14 protein-coding genes and 1 pseudogene are annotated in these 17,356 nt (G+C 72.5%); 10 read left to right on the top strand and 5 right to left on the bottom strand.

Features of this window, described 5'->3' with window-relative positions:
• Positions 1–99 precede the first annotated feature (99 nt).
• The 5 genes from E6W39_RS27270 to E6W39_RS27290 all read left to right on the top strand — a co-directional run bounded on the left by E6W39_RS27270 (position 100) and on the right by E6W39_RS27290 (position 5,225).
• Positions 100–906: an ABC transporter permease gene (locus E6W39_RS27270; protein WP_141637980.1), complete on the top strand. Its 807-nt coding sequence runs from the start codon at positions 100–102 to the stop codon at positions 904–906.
• On the top strand, positions 899–1,771 hold the full coding sequence (locus E6W39_RS27275) for an ABC transporter permease (RefSeq protein ID WP_228718383.1): 873 nt from the start codon (positions 899–901) through the stop codon (positions 1,769–1,771). Before E6W39_RS27270 ends, E6W39_RS27275 begins: the two co-directional genes overlap by 8 nt.
• A gap of 12 nt (positions 1,772–1,783) precedes the next feature.
• A complete protein-coding gene (locus E6W39_RS27280) occupies positions 1,784–2,743 on the top strand; it encodes an ABC transporter ATP-binding protein (RefSeq protein WP_141635756.1) in 960 nt (319 codons plus the stop codon).
• Positions 2,744–2,871: 128 nt separating this feature from the next.
• Complete coding sequence (locus E6W39_RS27285) at positions 2,872–4,143, top strand: DUF445 domain-containing protein (protein WP_141637982.1); 1,272 nt, start codon at positions 2,872–2,874, stop codon at positions 4,141–4,143.
• Between the two features lie 50 nt (positions 4,144–4,193).
• Positions 4,194–5,225 (top strand): adenosine deaminase, encoded by a 1,032-nt coding sequence (locus E6W39_RS27290; RefSeq protein ID WP_141635757.1) that lies wholly within the window; start codon positions 4,194–4,196, stop codon positions 5,223–5,225.
• Positions 5,226–5,264: 39 nt separating this feature from the next.
• On the opposite strand, the gene E6W39_RS27295 is transcribed toward E6W39_RS27290, so the two are convergent.
• On the bottom strand, positions 5,265–6,338 hold the full coding sequence (locus E6W39_RS27295; RefSeq protein WP_141635758.1) for a Gfo/Idh/MocA family oxidoreductase: 1,074 nt from the start codon (positions 6,336–6,338) through the stop codon (positions 5,265–5,267).
• Positions 6,339–6,517: 179 nt separating this feature from the next.
• Here E6W39_RS27295 and E6W39_RS27300 point away from each other — a divergent pair, with 179 nt between their 5' ends.
• The 4 genes and pseudogenes from E6W39_RS27300 to E6W39_RS27315 form a co-directional block, all read left to right on the top strand.
• A complete protein-coding gene (locus E6W39_RS27300) occupies positions 6,518–7,297 on the top strand; it encodes an HAD-IIA family hydrolase (RefSeq protein WP_101381647.1) in 780 nt (259 codons plus the stop codon).
• Positions 7,298–7,382: 85 nt separating this feature from the next.
• Positions 7,383–8,579, top strand: coding sequence for a low temperature requirement protein A (locus E6W39_RS27305; RefSeq protein ID WP_141635759.1), 1,197 nt, complete (start codon positions 7,383–7,385; stop codon positions 8,577–8,579).
• Between the two features lie 65 nt (positions 8,580–8,644).
• Positions 8,645–9,364, top strand: a complete 720-nt coding sequence (locus E6W39_RS27310) for a uracil-DNA glycosylase (RefSeq protein WP_407658478.1) — start codon at positions 8,645–8,647, stop codon at positions 9,362–9,364.
• A 136-nt stretch (positions 9,365–9,500) separates the two neighbouring features.
• Positions 9,501–10,307 (top strand): annotated as a pseudogene (locus E6W39_RS27315) (alpha/beta fold hydrolase); the annotation flags it as partial.
• 140 nt (positions 10,308–10,447) lie between these two features.
• On the opposite strand, the gene E6W39_RS27320 reads toward E6W39_RS27315, so the two are convergent.
• The 3 genes from E6W39_RS27320 to E6W39_RS27330 form a co-directional block, all read right to left on the bottom strand.
• The gene (locus E6W39_RS27320) at positions 10,448–11,719 is read right to left on the bottom strand and encodes a polysaccharide deacetylase family protein (RefSeq protein ID WP_141635760.1); all 1,272 of its coding nucleotides are present in this window, start codon (positions 11,717–11,719) and stop codon (positions 10,448–10,450) included.
• Positions 11,720–11,938: 219 nt separating this feature from the next.
• Complete coding sequence (locus E6W39_RS27325) at positions 11,939–12,556, bottom strand: DedA family protein (protein ID WP_141635761.1); 618 nt, start codon at positions 12,554–12,556, stop codon at positions 11,939–11,941.
• Positions 12,557–12,853: 297 nt separating this feature from the next.
• The gene (locus E6W39_RS27330; RefSeq protein ID WP_141635762.1) at positions 12,854–14,134 is read right to left on the bottom strand and encodes a multidrug effflux MFS transporter; all 1,281 of its coding nucleotides are present in this window, start codon (positions 14,132–14,134) and stop codon (positions 12,854–12,856) included.
• Positions 14,135–14,230: 96 nt separating this feature from the next.
• On the opposite strand from E6W39_RS27330, the gene E6W39_RS27335 reads away from it, so the two are divergent.
• Positions 14,231–15,301: an LLM class flavin-dependent oxidoreductase gene (locus E6W39_RS27335; protein ID WP_141635763.1), complete on the top strand. Its 1,071-nt coding sequence runs from the start codon at positions 14,231–14,233 to the stop codon at positions 15,299–15,301.
• Between the two features lie 3 nt (positions 15,302–15,304).
• On the opposite strand, the gene E6W39_RS27340 is transcribed toward E6W39_RS27335, so the two are convergent.
• Entirely contained in the window at positions 15,305–17,266 is a 1,962-nt protein-coding gene (locus tag E6W39_RS27340) for a putative bifunctional diguanylate cyclase/phosphodiesterase (RefSeq protein ID WP_228718384.1), read from the bottom strand.
• Positions 17,267–17,356: the final 90 nt, after the last annotated feature.

Below are 17,356 nucleotides of genomic sequence, written 5' to 3' on the forward strand. Positions count from 1 at the left end.
TGGGTACCCCCAGGGCTGTCGGTCGGGGCTGATGCGCTGTGGGGTCATGTCGGACGGCGCGGTGGTCGCGCCGCAAAAAAGTCGATAAGGAGATAAATGATGGCTGGTTCGGCCGGGCTCTACCTGGCCATCGCCCGCGGCTCCTTCCGCCGCTACTCGACCTACCGGGCGGCGACCGTGGCCGGAGCCTTCACCAACACCGTCTTCGGCTTCATCCTGGCCGCCGGCTTCCTGGCCCTCTGGCGCACCAGGCCGCACCTCGGCGGCTACGACACCGGGCAGGCCGTCACCTACATCTGGGTCAGCCAGGCCCTGCTGGTCGCGGTCGCCGCCTGGGGCGGCGGCTTCCAGGACGACCTGCAGGAGCGGTTCCGCAACGGGGACATCGCCATCGACCTGCAGCGCCCCGTCGACTTCCTCGGCTGGTGGCTGGCCGGCGACCTCGGCCGGGCCGGCTTCCAGCTGCTCACCCGCGGTGCCGTGCCGCTGACCGTCGGGGTGCTGGCCTGCCACGCCCGGCTGCCGCACTCCCTGCTCACCTGGCCGGTCTTCCTGCTCTCGGTGCTGCTCTCGCTGCTGGTCAGCTTCGGACTGCGGTTCCTGATCTCGATCAGCTCCTTCTGGCTGCTCGACTCCGAGGGGCTGCGGGCCCTGATGGTGGTGGTCTCGATGTTCATGTCCGGGATGCTGCTGCCGCTGACGCTCTTCCCCCAGGGCCTGCGCCAACTCGCCCAGGCGCTGCCCTGGGCCGCGCTGATCCAGGCCCCGTGCGACGTCTTCCTGGAGCGCGGCTCCCGGGTGCCCGGCGAGCTCGGTGCCCAACTGCTCTGGGCCGTCGTGCTGTTCGCGGCGGGCCGGGCGGCCCAGGCCCTGGCCGTCCGCAAGGTGGTGGTGCAGGGTGGCTGAGACCCTGACGGCCGCCGAGGCCCTGACGGTGCCCGCGGATCGGGAGCCCCTGATCGCCAAGGTCCGCTGGTCGGTGACCTCCTGGCGGCTGACCGCCGCCATGTGGACGCGCGCCCAGATGTCCTACCGCACCTCGTTCGTCCTCACCTCGCTGGGCAACCTGCTGATCACCTCGCTGGACTTCGCGGTGCTGGTGCTGATGTTCCGGCACACCGACCGCCTCGGCGGCTGGACGCTGCCCGAGATCGGCCTGCTCTACGGCACCTCCGGGTTCGCCCTCGGCGCCGCCGACCTGCTGGTCGGCAGCGTCGACAGCCTCGGCCAGCGGATCCGCTCCGGGGACCTCGACGTGCTGCTGCTGCGCCCGGCCCCGGCACTCGCCCTGGTCTGCGCCGAGCGGTTCGCGCTGCGCCGGCTCGGCCGTCCCGTCCAGTCGCTGCTGGTGCTCGGCTGGTCCATGCAGGCGCTGGCGCTGGCCTGGACCCTGCCCCGGCTGCTGCTGCTCGCCGGCATGCTGGTCTGCGGCACGGTGATCTTCAGCGCGCTGTTCGTCGGCGGCGCCACCCTGCAGTTCTGGTGGGGCGAGGCCAAGGAGTTCCAGAACTCCTTCACCTACGGTGGCGCCACCCTGCTGCACTACCCGCCCAGCGTCTTCGCCAAGGAGCTGGTGGCGGGCGTCACCTTCGGGCTGCCGCTGGCCTTCGTCAACTGGCTGCCCACCCTGCGCCTGCTGCACCGCCCCGACCCACTGGGCCTGCCCACCGCCTTCCAGTACGCCTCGCCGCTCGCCGCCGCGCTCTGCGTGCTGGCCGCGGGGTTCGCCTGGCGGGCCGGCCTGCGGGCCTACCGCTCCACCGGAAGCTGAGGAAGGACCACCGTGGAACTGATCGAACTCGACCATGTGTCACGCACCTTCACCGTCCGCGCCAAGACCGGACGGTGGCGCCGCGAGCGCCGGACCGTGCGCGCCGTCGACGACCTGAGCTTCACCGTGGCGGCCGGCGAATGCGTCGGCTACATCGGACCGAACGGCGCCGGCAAGTCCACCACCATCAAGATGCTCACCGGGATCCTGGTGCCCAGCGGCGGCCGGCTGCGGGTCGCCGGCGTCGACCCGGCCCGGGAACGGACCGCGCTGGCCCGCCGGATCGGCGTGGTCTTCGGACAGCGCACCACGCTCTGGTGGGACCTGCCGCTGCGCGACTCCTACGAACTGGCCCGCCGCCTCTACCGGATCCCGCCCGCCCGGTACGCGGCCAACCTCGCCCGCTGCGTCGAACTGCTGCACCTCGGCGACCTGTTGGACACCCCGGTGCGCCAACTCTCGCTCGGCCAGCGGATGCGCGGCGACCTGGCCGCCGCGCTGCTCCACGACCCGCGGGTGCTCTACCTGGACGAGCCGACCATCGGGCTCGACGTGCTCAGCAAGGCCCGGGTGCGGGAGTTCCTGCGCGAGGTCAACACCGCCGGCACCACCGTGCTGCTCACCACCCACGACCTCACCGACATCGAGCAGCTCTGCGGGCGGGTGATGGTGATCGACCACGGCCGGGTGGTCTACGACGGCGACCTGCCCGGCCTGCACGCCGCCGGCCGCAGCGAACGCACCCTGGTGGTCGACCTGCTGCGCGAACACCCGCCGATCGACCTCCCCGGCACCCGCGTCGTCAAGGTCGCGGGCGCCCGCCAGTGGCTGGCGTTCCCCGCCGAGGACAGCGCGGCCCCGCTGGTGGCCGCCGTCGCGCAGCGGTACCCGCTGGTCGACCTGTCGGTGCGGGAGCCGGTGATCGAGGACGTGATCGCGCGGATGTACGCGAGGGAGGTGGCGATCGGGTAGGGCTGGGTTCCCGAGCCGCCTGCCGCCGGGGCGGCTGCGGGCGGCCGGGGAAGGCGGGCTCATCGCTACGGTCTGACGGCGCGGTGATCGGCGACACTGGTGCGGTGGAGAGCGAGCGCAGCGGGGCCATGGCGGCGGGGGTGCGGTTCACCGCGGCCGATGAGGAGAAGAGCCGCGGGGTGCGGCGGATGAAGGCGATCGCGACCGGGTTCCTGGCGGTCGCGACGCTGGTGTTCGGGCTGTCGACCTGGGCCAAGGCGGCGGGCTGGGGGAGCTGGACGGGCTATGTGGCGGCGGCCGCGGAGGCCGGGATGGTCGGTGCGCTGGCCGACTGGTTCGCCGTCACCGCGCTGTTCCGGCGCCCGTTCGGCCTGCCGATCCCGCACACCGCGATCATCCCGACCAAGAAGGACGCCTTCGGCCGCTCGCTGGGCAGCTTCGTCGGCGAGAACTTCCTCGCCGCCCAGGTGGTCCGCGAGCGCCTCGCCGGGCTGGGCGTCGGGCGGCGGCTGGGCGAGTGGCTGGCCGCGCCCGGCAGCGCGGAGCGGGTCACCACCGAGGCGGCGGCAGCGCTGCGCGGGGTGCTGGCCGTACTGCGGGACGAGGACGTGCAGGCGGTGATAAGCGAGGCGATCACCCGGCGGGCCGCGGCCACCCAGGTCGCGGCCCCGCTCGGCCGGATGCTGGGCCGGGTGGTGGCCGACGGCGGGCACCACGGGGTGGTCGACCTGGTGACGGTGCGGGTGCACGACTGGCTGACCGAGCACCACGAGGACGTGGTGGCCAAGGTCGCCATAAAGTCGCCGGGTTGGACCCCGAAGTTCATCGACCAGCAGGTCGGCGAGCGGGTCTACAAGGAGCTGCTGCGGTTCGCCACCGCGATCCGGGACGACCCGCAGCACCCGGCGCGCGGCGCCATCGACACCTTCCTGGCCGACTTCGCGGTGGAGCTGCAGAGCGACCCGGCCACCCAGCAGCGGGTCGAGCGGGCCAAGGCCGAGCTGCTGGCCCGGCCCGAGGTGCAGGAGCTGATCGCCTCCTCGTGGGGCGCAGTCCGCTCCCTGGTGCTGACGGCCGCGGCGGACGAGCAGAGCGAGCTGCGCCGCCGGATCCGGCACGGCGTGCGCTCGTTCGGCCTGCGGCTGGCCACCGACCGGCGGCTGCAGCGCAAGACCGACGGCTGGCTGCAGGACGCGGCGGCCTATGTGGTGGACACCTACCGCGCCGAGATCACCTCGCTGATCTCCGACACCGTGGCGAGCTGGGACGCCGACGACGCCTCCCGCAAGATCGAGGCCAATGTCGGGCGCGACCTGCAGTTCATCCGGATCAACGGAACCGTGGTCGGCGCGCTGGCCGGCCTGCTGATCCACACCGTGGCCACCGCCCTGGGCGGATAGCGGGCTGCGCGAGGTCTAATGGTGGCTTGCCGATCAGTGGAGGAGAAGAGATGTCGCGCGGGATCGAGGCGTTCATCGCCGGTCTGCCCAAGGCCGAGCTGCACGTGCACCACGTGGGCTCCGCCTCGCCGCGGGTGGTGGCCGGGCTGGCGGCGCGCTACGAGGGCCGGAGCAAGGTGCCGGTCGACCCCGAGAAGCTGGCCGAGTACTTCACGTTCACCGACTTCGCCCACTTCATCCAGGTGTACCTGTCGGTGGTCGACCTGATCCGGGACGCCGAGGACGTCCGGGCGCTGACCTACGGCGTGGCCGAGGACATGGCCCGGCAGCAGATCCGCTACGCCGAGCTGACCGTCACCCCTTACAGCTCGGTGCGCCGCGGGATCCCGGACAAGGCGTTCATGGAGGCGATCGAGGACGCCCGGATCACCGCCGAGCGGGACTTCGGGATCGTGCTGCGCTGGTGCTTCGACATCCCGGGCGAGGCCGGCCTGCAGTCGGCCGAGGAGACCGCCCGGCTGGCGCTGGAGGTGGGCGCCGACGGCCTGGTGAGCTTCGGCCTCGGCGGCCCGGAGATCGGCGTGCCGCGTCCGCAGTTCAAGCCGTACTTCGACCGGGCCCGGGCCGCCGGCCTGCACAGCGTGCCGCACGCCGGTGAGTCGACCGGCCCGGAGACGGTCTGGGACGCCATCCGCGAGCTGGGCGCCGAGCGGATCGGCCACGGCACCCAGAGCTTCAAGGACCCGGCGCTGATCGACCACCTGGGCGAGCACCGGATCCCGCTGGAGGTCTGCCCGACCTCCAACCTGGCCACCCGGGTGGTGGAGCGGATCGACGAGCACCCGATCAAGCGGTTCGTCGACGCCGGCCTGCTGGTCACCGTCAACAGCGACGACCCGCCGATGTTCGGCACCGACCTGAACACCGAGTACGCGGTCGCCGCCCGCCTGCTCGGCCTGGACGAGGCGGGCTTGGCCGGGCTGGCCAGGAACGCGGTCGAGGCCTCGTTCCTGGACCCGGTCGGCAAGGCCCGCCTCAACGGCGAGATCGACGCCTACCTGGCCGGCTGGCAGCGCGGCTGACCTGCCGCCGGGGGTGCCGGTGGCGCCGGCTCCGGGCGATCAGTCCGGCGCCACCGTCCGTCCCGTGGCCGCCGAGTGCCTGGCCGCCTCCAGGATGGTGAGCGTGGTCACCGAGTCCCGGGGGTCGACGGGGGGTGGGGCGCCGGTGGCGAGTGTGTGGGCCATGGCGGCGTAGAAGGCCGGGTAGTCGCCCAGGTCGGTGGGGATGGTGGTGTGCGCCCCGTCGGTGCCGAGGGTGCCGTAGTGGGTCGGGTCCTCGGCGCCCCACGGGATGCGGGTGTCCGGGCGGCGGCCGGCCCGCAGGTCGGCCTCCTGCGGGTCCAGGCCGAACTTCACGTATCCCGCGGTGTCGCCGAGCACCCGCATGCGCGGGCCGGACAGCGGGGTGGTGGCGCTGGTCCACAGGTGGGAGCGGACGCCCGAGTCGTGGCTGAGCGCCAGGAAGGCGTCGTCGTCCACCACCGCGCCGTCCCGGCGGACGTCGATCTCGGCGTAGACCGAGGAGACCGGGCCGAACAGGGTGAGCGCCTGGTCCACCAGGTGGCTGCCCAGGTCGTAGAGGGTGCCGCCGGCCTCCGCCGGGTCGGCCAGCTCCCGCCAGCCCGCCTTGGGCTTGGGCCGGAACCGCTCGAACCGGGACTCGAACCGGTGCACCCGGCCCAGCGCGCCGTCCTCGATCAGCCGCCGCACGGTGCGGAAGTCGTTGTCCCAGCGGCGGTTCTGGAACACCGTCAGCAGCGTGCCCCGGGTGTCGGCGAGGTGGCACAGCGAGCGGGCCTCGGCGGCGGTGGCGGTCAGCGGTTTGTCCACCACGGTGGCCAGTCCGGCGGTGAGCGCGGCCCGGGCCAGCGGCAGGTGGGTGCGGTTGGGGGTGGCGATCACCACCAGGTCGTACTGGTCAGCCCGGTCGAAGACCTGGTCGGGCGAGTCCAGCGGCCGCGCGTCGGGGTGGGCGGCGGCCAGCTGGGCGCGCCGCTCGGGGTTGGCGGTGACCACGGCGGTCAGCCGCAGGCCCGGCGTGGCGGCGATCAGCGGGGCGTGGAAGGCGGCGCCGGCCAGGCCGTAGCCGAGCAGCGCGACGCGGTACGGGGCGGCGGTCCTCGCGGTACTCATGGGCCTGAGTCCACCACATCGGGGGTCCGCGGAGCGGGACATCGCTGTTGGCGCGTGGGCGGGCCGATTACGCTGGTCACCGTCAGGGCAGCCGGTGGCGCCCGGCCGGCCGACGGTGTCCGGTCCGGAGCGATGCGGGAGATCGTTCAGAACCGTCCCAAGACCGAGGAGACACCTACGTGGCAGAGCGCAAGCCCATCGAATCGTGGCTGACCGACATGGACGGGGTGCTGATTCACGAGGGCACCCCGATTCCGGGGGCCGACGAGTTCATCCGGCGGCTGCGGGAGTCCGGCAAGCCGTTCCTGGTGCTGACCAACAACTCCATCTACACGCCGCGCGACCTGGCGGCCCGGCTGGCCGGGATGGGGCTGCACGTGCCGGAGGAGTGCATCTGGACCTCGGCGCTGGCCACCGCGAAGTTCCTGAGCGGGCAGCGGCCGGGCGGCACGGCCTATGTGATCGGCGAGGCGGGGCTGACCACCGCGCTGTACCAGGCCGGTTACGTGCTGACCGACAACAACCCGGACTACGTGGTGCTGGGCGAGACCAGGACCTACTCCTTCGAGGCGCTGACCAAGGCGATCCGGCTGATCAACGGCGGCGCCCGGTTCATCTGCACCAACCCGGACGAGACCGGCCCGTCCACCGAGGGCGTGCTGCCGGCGACCGGTTCGGTGGCGGCGCTGATCACCAAGGCGACCGGGGTGGAGCCGTACTTCGTCGGCAAGCCCAACCCGCTGATGATGCGGGAGGCGCTGAACACCGCCGGGGCGCACTCGGAGACCGCGGTGATGATCGGGGACCGGATGGACACCGACATCGTGGCCGGCATGGAGGCCGGCATGGAGACGGTGCTGGTGCTCACCGGTCTGACCGCCGCCGGGGACGTGGAGCGGTTCCCGTACCGGCCGGGCCGGGTGGTGGATTCCATCGCCGATCTCATCGAGCTGGTGTAATGAAACGGAGTTGACGTAGTGTCAGCGGCCCGGTGGCGCCCGTGCGGGGCGGCACCGGGCCGAGTTCATCATCACCGGGGGAGAAGTGACGGCGGAGGTTGTCGAGCCGGCCAAGAGACGGAGCGCCTCGGCGGAGGTCGCCGAGCCGGCGGAGAAACGGGTCACCTGGGCGGAGCTCTACTTCGACCTGGTCTTCGTCTTCGCGATCACCCAGATCTCCAATCTGCTCTATCTGCACCACGGCGCCGGCGGGGTGCCGCGGGCGCTGGTGGTGTTCATCCCGGTCTACTGGTGCTGGGTGGGCACCACGGTGCAGGCCAACGTGCGGGACGTGGACACCGCCCGCGACCGGGTGGGGATCTTCGCGGTCGGGCTGAGCGGCCTGCTGATGGCACTGGCACTGCCCGAGGCATACGGCGCGCGCGGGGTGCTGTTCGGTGCGGCGTACTGGGCGGCCCGGCTGGTGCTGCTGTGGCTGATCGGTGGGATCAGGGGAGCGTGGCGCGGGCCGTACGGGGTCGGGGCGGTGATCAGCGGGCCGCTGATGCTCACCGGCGGGCTGCTGCACGGCGACGCCCGGCCGGCACTGTGGGCGGTGGCGGCCGCGATCGACCTGGCGGGGCCGACCGTGCTGCGCTCGCTGCTGGCCCGGGTCGCCTACCACCCGGGGCACCTGCCGGAGCGGTTCGGGCTGCTGGTGCTGGTGGCGCTCGGCGAGTCGATCGTCGGCACCGGGGCCCCGGCCGCCGCGGCGCGCGGCCTGGGCAACGGTGAACTCTTCGCGGTGATCGCGGCGTTCACCATCTCCTGCGCGCTCTGGTGGGTGTACTTCGCGCACGCCAACGACGCGATGCGGCATGCGCTGACCGTGGCCGAGGCCCGGGCCAGCGTGCTGCGCCGGGTGTTCTCCTACGCCCATCTGGTGCTGGTCGCCTCGGTGATCGCGATCGCGGTCGGCTTCCACGTCACGGTGGCCGAGCCGGACAAGCGGCTGGACCTGGGCACCCTGGGGCTGCTCTACGGCGGCTGCGCGCTCTATCTGCTGACCTTCGGCTACACCCGCTGGACGATGTTCCGGCGGCCGGCGCACACCCGGCTGGTCGCGGGCGCGGTGCTGCTGGCGCTGGTCCCGGTGCTGCTGCTGGTGCCGGCGCTGGCCGCGCTGGTGGTGCTGGCGGTGCTGCTGGTCGCGCTCAACGCGGTGGAGGAGTCCCGGATCCGGCGCGCCCGGGCCGCCGCCGGACCGGTGCTGCCGGAGCCGGGCGAACCGGCCGCCGAATAGGCGCTGTCGGTGCGGCTGTGTAGCGTGCGGGGTGCACGAGCAGGAGTCCGAGGAAGGGTGACGCGGTGACCGAGGTCGCTGAGGTGGCAGCAGGCGTGCTGGAGAACGAGTTCGAGCTGCCGGAGTCCTGGCGGGAGGTGCTGGCGGGCGAGACCGAGCAGCCCTACTTCGCCGAGTTGGCCGAGTTCGTGGCGGCCGAGCGCGCCGAGCACCAGGTCTTCCCGCCGCGCGGGCAGGTCTTCTCGGCGCTGGCCGCCACCGCCTACCAGGACGTCAAGGTGCTGGTGCTCGGCCAGGACCCGTACCACGACGACGGCCAGGCGCACGGCATGAGCTTCTCGGTGCTGCCGGGCACCAAGACCCCGCCGTCGCTGCGGAACATCTTCAAGGAGCTCGGCACCGACCTGGGCGTGCCGGTGCCGGACAACGGCTATCTGATGCCGTGGGCCGAGCAGGGCGTGCTGCTGCTCAACGCGGTGCTCACGGTGCGCGCGCACCAGGCCAACTCGCACAAGGGCAAGGGCTGGGAGAAGTTCACCGACGCGGTGATCAAGGCGGTCAGCGCCCGCGAGGAGCCGTGCGTCTTCGTGCTCTGGGGCAACTACGCCAAGAAGAAGCTGCCGCTGATCGACACCGACCGGCACGTGGTGGTGCAGGGCGCCCACCCGTCGCCGCTGTCGGCCAAGCTCTTCCTGGGCAGCAAGCCGTTCTCGCAGATCAATGCGGCGCTGGAGGGCTTCGGCGACGAGGCGATCGACTGGCGGCTGCCGAACCTGGCGGGCTGACGGCGGGCCAGTCGCTCGGTGTGGTGCCGCGCCACAGTCGGCCCGCCCGGCTTGGGGCGGCGATCGCCATAGGCGGGGCGGCCGTGCTGTCCTAGGGTGCTCGGGATCCCGGCGTCGCGAGAAGGGTGCTGATCCCATGTCCGTCGAGTCCCCCCTGGCCGAGGAGTTGGCCGTTCCGGTGCCCGGCGGCTCGCTGGCGGTGCTGCGCTGGCCCGCCGCGGTGCCGGGCGCGCCGACCGTGCTGGCGGTGCACGGCATCATGGGCAACGCGCAGTCCTGGGCGGTGGTGGCCAGGCAACTGGCGGGCCGGGCGACCCTGTTGGCGCCGGACCTGCGCGGCCGGGCCGGCAGCGCGGTGCTGCCCGGGCCGTACGGGCTGGCTCGGCATGCCGCCGATCTGGCCCTGCTCGTCCGTCAACTCACCGATGGACCGGTTCAGTTGACGGGCCACTCGATGGGCGCCTGGATCTCCGCGCTGGCGGCGGCGGCCGAGCCGGAGCTGTTCACCCGGGTGCTGCTGGTGGACGGCGCGGTGAGCTTCCCGCTGCCGCCCGGTGTGGCCGAGGAGGACGCGCTGGCCGCGGTGCTCGGCCCCGCGCTGGACCGGCTGGCGATGACCTTCACGGATCTGGCGGACTACCGGGCCCACTGGGCGCGGCACCCGGTCTGGCCGAGTCTGGACGAGACCGGTCGGGAGCTCTTCCTGGCGCGTGATCTCACCGGCGCCGAGCCCGAGCTGCGCACCGCCTGCGTGCCGGAGGCGATCGAGACGGACGGCGCGCAGGTTCTGCTGGATCCCGAGGCGGCCGCGGCCATCCGGCGGCTCGGCGGCCGGGCCGAGTTGCTCTGGGCCGAGCGGGGGCTGCAGGACCAGCCGCAGGGGCTCTACGACGCCGAGCGACTGGCCGGCGCCGGGCTTGAGCTGGTGATCGATCAGGTCGCGGACAGCAACCACTACTCGATCGTGATGGGTGCGGTGGGTGCGGCCGTGGTGGCCGAGCGGATGCTGGCCGCTGCCGGGGCTGAACACGGCGCAGGGGCCGGCGGTGTCCGCCGGCCCCTGCGTACTGCGAGCGGAACGTTTCAGCTGGCCGTGCCGAGGAAGGTCTCCCAGCCCTCCTTGGGCGCCTGGCCGATGCCCAGGGTGCGCAGCTTGCGCAGCGTGGACTCGTCCTGCACCTCCAGCCACTCGACCAGCTGGCGGAACGAGACCAGCCGCACCTCCGGCTTGTCGGCGATGTCCTTGAGCACGGCCTCGACGGCGTCCATGTAGATGCCGCCGTTCCACTGCTCGAAGTGGTTGCCGACGAAGAACGGCGCCCGGTTGCCGTTGTAGGCGCGGTTGAAGCCGGCCAGGTAGCTCTGGTGGGCGGCGTCCCGCCAGGTGTCGAAGTGGCCGGGGTCGCCCTTCGGGTTGCTGTTGGACTGGTTGGCCATGATGTTGTAGTCCATCGAGAGCACCTCCCAGGTCACCCCCGGGTACGGTATGGACTGCAGCGGGAAGTTCCATATCTGGCCGTTCTGCACCTTCTGCGGCCACACCTGCTTCTCACCCGGCGAGCTGGCGTCGTACTTCCAGCCGAGCTTGGCGGCGGTGGGCAGCAGCCCCTTCTGGCCGTCCAGGCACGGGGTGCGGGCGCCGATCAGCTCCTTGGTGTAGTCGAACGGGAACGGCGGCACGTCGGTGAAGCCGGTGTTGGTCTTCCACTTGGTGACGAAGTCGACGGCCTGCTGGATCTCGCTCTCCCAGTCCTGCGCCGACCACTTGTTGACGCCGTTGTGGTCGGGGCGGGTGGCGCAGAAGTGGCCGTTGAAGTGGGTGCCGATCTCATGGCCGTCCAGCCAGGCCTGGCTGATCATCTTGATGGTGTTCTTGACGGCGTTGTCCGACAGGAAGGGGATGTCGGAGGCGCCCACCGAGTGGTGCGGCGGGTGGTAGAGGTCCTTCTTGCCGGCCGGCAGGCAGTAGAGGCCGGAGAGGAAGAAGGTGAAGGTGGCCTTGTGGTCCTTGGCGAGCTTGAGGAACCGTTCGAACTGGCCGTCCTCGGTGGCGCCGGCGCCGTCCCAGGAGAAGACCACGAACTGCGGCGGGCGCTGGCCGGGCGCCAGCTTCTCGGGCGTGGGCTGGTTGGGCTGCGGGCCGGTGTCCGAGGTGGAGCCGTCGCCGATCAGGGTGGCCTTGCCGGAGGGGGTGGGGTTGGGCACCGCGCTTCCCGCGGCCGTCGCGGTGGAACCGGCTGCCGGCTGCACGCTGTCCTGGCTCGGCCCCTTGCCGGTGCCGCACGCGGACAGTGCGCCAAGGGCCGCGGTGGCCGCGCTGGCGCTCAGCACGGACCTGCGCGAGATGCTGCTCATGGTCTCCCCTGCCAAGTAGTGCCCGGCGGTCCCGCGAGTGGAAGGGAGCAGCCGGGCAATTTACGGCATATGATCATCAAATTTCCATCAGGATGTCATGGAGAACGTCCAGGATCCAAGGGCGTCCGCACTCCTGACACTCCTCAGCGAGACGGTGACCAGCCGACTTCCGGCTCCGGGGAGAGCGGCTCTGTTGCGATCCTGGGACAAACCTGAGAGTCAGGCCGCTTCGTCGAGTTGGGCCACCAGCGCCAACTGCCGACTGCGGCGCACCAGTCGGGCCACCGCGGTGCTGATCGCGGTGGCGGCGGCGCAGGAGACCGCCAGGCTCAGCCAGGTGGTGTTGAACCAGTGGCTGTCCAGCCAGCCCAGCGTCACTATGTAGCAGGCCCAGACCAGCGCGGACACGGCACACCAGTGCAGGAATGTCCGCGAGCGGTTGGCCGAGTGGCCGATCGCCAGATCGAGCACGGTCCGCCCGCCCGGCACGAACCGGGCCACGATCACCACGGCGGCGGCCGCGCGGCTGGTCCGGCTCTCCAGGGAGCGCTGCACCCGTCTCACATCGGCGGCCAGTTGCGGGCTGCGGCTCAGTCGGCGGCGCAGCAGGCGCCCGCCGCGCCGGGCCGCCGCCAGCAGCAGCACGTCCCCGAGGAACGAGGCGACGGCGACCGCGGCGGCCAGTAGGAACGGCGCCTGGGTGCTGTGCGAGGTCTTCAGGACCGCCAGGATCACCAGGGTGCCGCTGGGCAGGAAGGGGAGGAAGGCATCACCCAGGACGGCCAGCACGGCCACCACGCAGAACCAGCTCGACGTCATCAGCGTCGGACTTCCCATGAGTCCACCTCCCTCTCCGGACCGCCCGGAGAGCACAGGTGGCACCGCCCTCCAACGCTAGCGGCTCAGCATGAAGATCTTCTCAGCACCCCCTGAATGCACTCTTGACATTCGGCGGAGGAAGGTGACGAGGGGCCGCCGCGGAGGTGCCACAGCGCCGGAGCCGACCTGGGTCTCTGGCGCGATCGGCGTGGCGGGAACCGGCGCCCGGTCCGTCCCGGCGAGCCGCGCGGCTCGCCGGGACGGACCGGAACGGCGGCCGACAGAACGTCAGCTGCCGTCCCGTCGGACGTTCCGTCAGCCGCGCAGCGGATCCGGCACCGGCTGCCACGGGCGGGCCAGCACCAGGAAGGCGAGCAGCGCGGCGGCCGCGTAGCCGAGCACCACCACCGCCATCGGCAGCGCGCTGCCCTGACCGCCCAGGCCGACCAGGGCCGGAGCCACCGCGCCGGTGAGGAACTGCATGGTGCCCAGCAGCGCCGACGCGGTGCCGGCGGCGTGCGGCGCCCGCTGCAGGGCCAGCGCCGAGGACGGCGGCGAGGCCGTGCCCAGTCCCGCCGCCATCAGGAAGAGCCCCGCGGTGAGCGCGGCCAGACCGCTGTGCCAGACGGTCGACATCAGCACCAGCAGCAGCCCGGCGAGGGTGAGCGACGCCACACCGGCCAACTGGATCCGGTGCGAGGAGAAGCGCCCCAGCAGCACCCGCCCGGTCAGCTGCGCCATGCCCACCAGGCCCAGCTCGACCAGCGCGAAGATCAGGCTGTACTGCTGCGCCGAGCCGTGGAACACCTCCTGGACCACGTACGGCGAGCCGCCGATGAACGCGAACAGCGCCCCGAACCCGAAGGCCACGGTGAGCAGATAGGCGCTGAACAGCCGGTCCGCCAGCAGCTGCCGCATGGTCCGCAGCGTGTCCGGCAGCCCGCCGGACCGCCGCCGTTCGGGGGGCAGCGTCTCCGGCACCCGCAGCGCGGTCGTGATGAGGATCACGCCTCCGAGCACCGCCAGCACCGCGAACACCCCGCGCCATGAGGTGACTTGCAGCAGCTGACCGCCCAGGATCGGCGCCAGCAGCGGAGCCGCGCCGGAGACCAGCATCAGCGTGGAGGCGAACCGGGCGGCCGCCAGCCCGTCGAACAGATCCCGCACCACGGCCCGCGAGATCACGATGCCGGCGGCCCCGGAGAGCCCCTGCAGCAGCCGGCAGACGATCAGCACCCGCACATCCGGTGCCAGCGCGCAGCACGCGGTGGCGAGCGTGTAGAGCGTCATCCCCAGCAGCAGCGGCCGGCGCCGCCCCAGCGCGTCGCTGAGCGGCCCGGTCACCAGCTGGCCCAGTGCCAGGCCGACCAGGCAGGACGTCAGGGTCAGCTGCACCAGGGCGTCCTGGGTGTGCAGGCCGGTGGTGACCCGGGGCAGCGCCGGGAGGTACATGTCCATCGAGAGCGGCGCCAGCGCGCTCAGCGAGCCCAGCACCAGGGTCAGCAGCAGGCCGACCCCGGGTGCGGTGGGTCTCCCGGCGGGCGCGGCACCGAGGGCGGGGGACGAGGGCGGCGCGGTCGGGAATGTGTCGGGCATCGCACCACGGTACTTGTGTTCGAGTGGGAACAGTCGCGGTCCCAGCGCTGTTGTGCTGCCACGAGAGTCGAGCGCAGGTGAGGAAGAGGTGGACCGATGACCGGTGAGGACAGGCAGCCGAGGAGCGACATCCGCGGCGTGGTGCGCGGCAGCGCCCCGGCCCCGCTCTCCATCCTCGACCTCGCCACCGTCGGCGCCGGCTATACCGCCGCCCAGGCCCTGGAGACCACCACCGAACTGGCCCGCACCGCCGAGCGGCTGGGCTACCACCGCTTCTGGGTCGCCGAGCACCACGGCATGCCCGGGGTGGCCAGCTCCACGCCCGCCGTGCTGCTCGCCCACCTGGGCGCGCACACCAGCACCCTGCGGCTCGGCTCCGGCGGCGTGATGCTGCCCAACCACGCGCCGCTGACCATCGCCGAGCAGTTCGGCCTGCTGGAGGCGCTGCACCCGGGCCGGATCGACCTGGGCCTGGGCCGGGCGCCCGGCACCGACCAGGCCACGGCTCGCGCCCTGCGGCGCGGCAGCCTTGAGGACGGCGACGAATTCCCGCGCCAGCTCTCCGAGTTGACGCACTTCCTGGACGGCGACTTCCCCGCCGCCCACCCGTACGCCAAGCTCAGCGCGGTGCCGAGCGGCCCGCAGCGCCCGCCGATCTGGCTGCTCGGCTCCTCCGGCTTCAGCGCCCAGCTGGCCGGCCGGCTCGGCCTGCCGTTCGCCTTCGCCCACCACTTCAGCGCCGCCAACACCGTGCCCGCGCTGGAGCTCTACCGGTCCAACTTCCGCCCCTCCGCGGTGCTGGACGAGCCGTACGCGCTGATCGGCGTGAGCGCCGTCGCGGTGCCCGACGGCGGCCTGGAGGCGGCCCGCCACCTGGCCCGCTCCGCCGCGCTCGGCATGCTGCGGTTGCGCCGGGGCATGCCGACGGCGATCCCCACCCCGCAGGAGGCGGCCGACTACCCGTACAGTCCGGCCGAGGAGGACTTCGTGGAGTCCTGGATGGCCAATGTGGTGATGGGCGAGCCCAGCCGGGTCGCCGACGGCCTGGAGGAGCTGCGCAAGCGCACCGGCGCCGACGAGTTGATGGTCACCTCGCACTTCCACGGCCACGAGGACCGGCTGCGCTCCTACGAACTCATCGCCCAGGCCTACGGTTTGCTCGACTGACCGTCAGGACACCGCGGGCGACCACTCCGGCCCGGAGCTGCGCACCCGTCCCTCCCGCAGTATCGCGGAGACCAGGGACGGGTCGCCGGGGCGGGCGAAGAACCAGCCCTGCGCGGTGTCGCAGCCGGTCAGCCGCAGCCGCTCGGCCTGCGCCGCGCTCTCGATCCCCTCGGCGGTCACGGTGAGCCCCAGATCGTGGGCGAGGCGCACCATGGCGCCCACGATCTGCTCGTCCGCCTCGCTGCGCCGCGAGCGCGGCTCGGGGCGGCCGACCGGGGCCGGATCGCGGAAGCCCTCGATGAAGCTGCCGTCCAGCTTCAGCGCGTGCACAGGCAGCCGGGACAGGTAGGCCAGGTTGGAGTAGCCGGTGCCGAAGTCGTCGATGGCGATCCGCACGCCCATGTCGGCCAGCGCCTGCAGCGCCTGCAGCGGCCGGCCGCTCGGCCCGAGCACGGCGCTCTCGGTGAGCTCCAGCTGGAGCAGGCGGGCCGGCAGGCCGGTCTGGTCGAGCACCCGGGCGACATCGGTCACCACATCGGAGTCCCACACCTGGCGGGCGGCCAGGTTGACGCTGACGAAGGCCTCGGTGTCCGGGAACTCGGCCAGCCAGCCGCGGGCCTGCCGGCAGGACTCCTCCAGCACCCATCTGCCCAGCGGTACGATCGCGCCGGACTCCTCGGCCAGCGGGATGAACCGGTCGGGGGAGAGGGTGCCGAACCGCGGATGCCGCCAGCGCACCAGCGCCTCGGCCCCGTGCACCGCGCCGTCCGCCAGGCCCACCAGCGGCTGGTACTCGACGGTGAACTCGCCGCGCTCCAGGGCCGGGCGCAGCGCCGTGGTGAGCAGGCGGCGGGTCAGCTGGTGGGCGCCGCGGTCCCGGTCGTAGAGCGTCCAGCGGGCGCGGCCGTCGGCCTTGGACCAGTAGAGGGTGGCGTCCGCGTCCTTGACCAGCTCGGTCGGCGAGGTGGTGGCGATCGGCCGCTCCACCACGCCGACGCTGGCGGTGACCGACAGCCGGTGCCCGGACACCTCGAACGGCCGCTCCAGCACCGCGAGCAGCTGCCCGGCCAGGGCGGTCAGCTGCTCGCTGCCCTCGCTGTCGATGACCAGCACGGCGAACTCGTCGCCGCCGAGCCGGGCCACCAACTGGCGGTCGCCGCTGGCGAACCCGCGCTCCAACCGGGCCGCCACCGCGCTCAGCAGCTGGTCGCCGATGTGGTGGCCGAGGGTGTCGTTGATGGCGGCGAAGCCGTCCAGGTCGACGTAGCAGATGCCGACCCGGCGGCCGTTGGTGGCGCCCTCGGTGTTCGGGCGCGGGGCGCAGGCGTCGTTCAGCTTGTCGAAGAAGAAGGTCCGATTGGGGAGTCTGGTGAGCGGATCGTGCAGCGCCTGGTAGGCGAGCCGGTCGCCGAGCCGGCGGCGCTCGGTGACGTCCTCGAACATGGCCAGGGTGTAGAGCGGGGTGCCGGTCGAGTCGCGGATCAGCGAGATGGTGACGCTGCTCCACACCTCGCGCCCCTCGCGGTGGTTGAGCCGGCGCTCCAGGCGGAGCCGGTCCCGCACCCCGATCACCAGCTCCCGGTAGAGCCGGCGGGCGCCCTCCTCGGGGGTGATGATGTCGTTGATGTGCATCTGCACCAGCGCGGCGACCTCGTGCCCGAGCATCTCGGCCAGCGCCGGGTTGGCCTCCAGCACCAGGCCGTCGGTGTCGATCAGCAGCATGCCGATGCCGGCGTCCGCGAAGGCGGCGCGGAACCGCAGCTCGCTGGCCCGCAGCGCGGCCAGCAGCTCGGACTCCGGGGCGGGGGCGCCGGGCAGCACGGCAGCGCAGTTGGGGCAGTGCCCGGCTGGTGGTGACAGATGGATGGGGACGGTACCGGTTGCTCCTGCCTCGGTGGGCTGGCACAACGTGTCGTGCCGCACGCTCTGGCGGTGTGCGTCGGCCCCCTCGTTCCGGCCTCGCACGGCTGCTCCCGTCCGCTGCTGACGCTCGCTCTACTTGCGCCGATCATAGGCCGCTTGGCGAAGCGGAGGCCACTGCCGTCAGGGTGAATC

This window comes from Kitasatospora acidiphila (assembly GCF_006636205.1).
GTDB lineage: Bacteria > Actinomycetota > Actinomycetes > Streptomycetales > Streptomycetaceae > Kitasatospora > Kitasatospora acidiphila.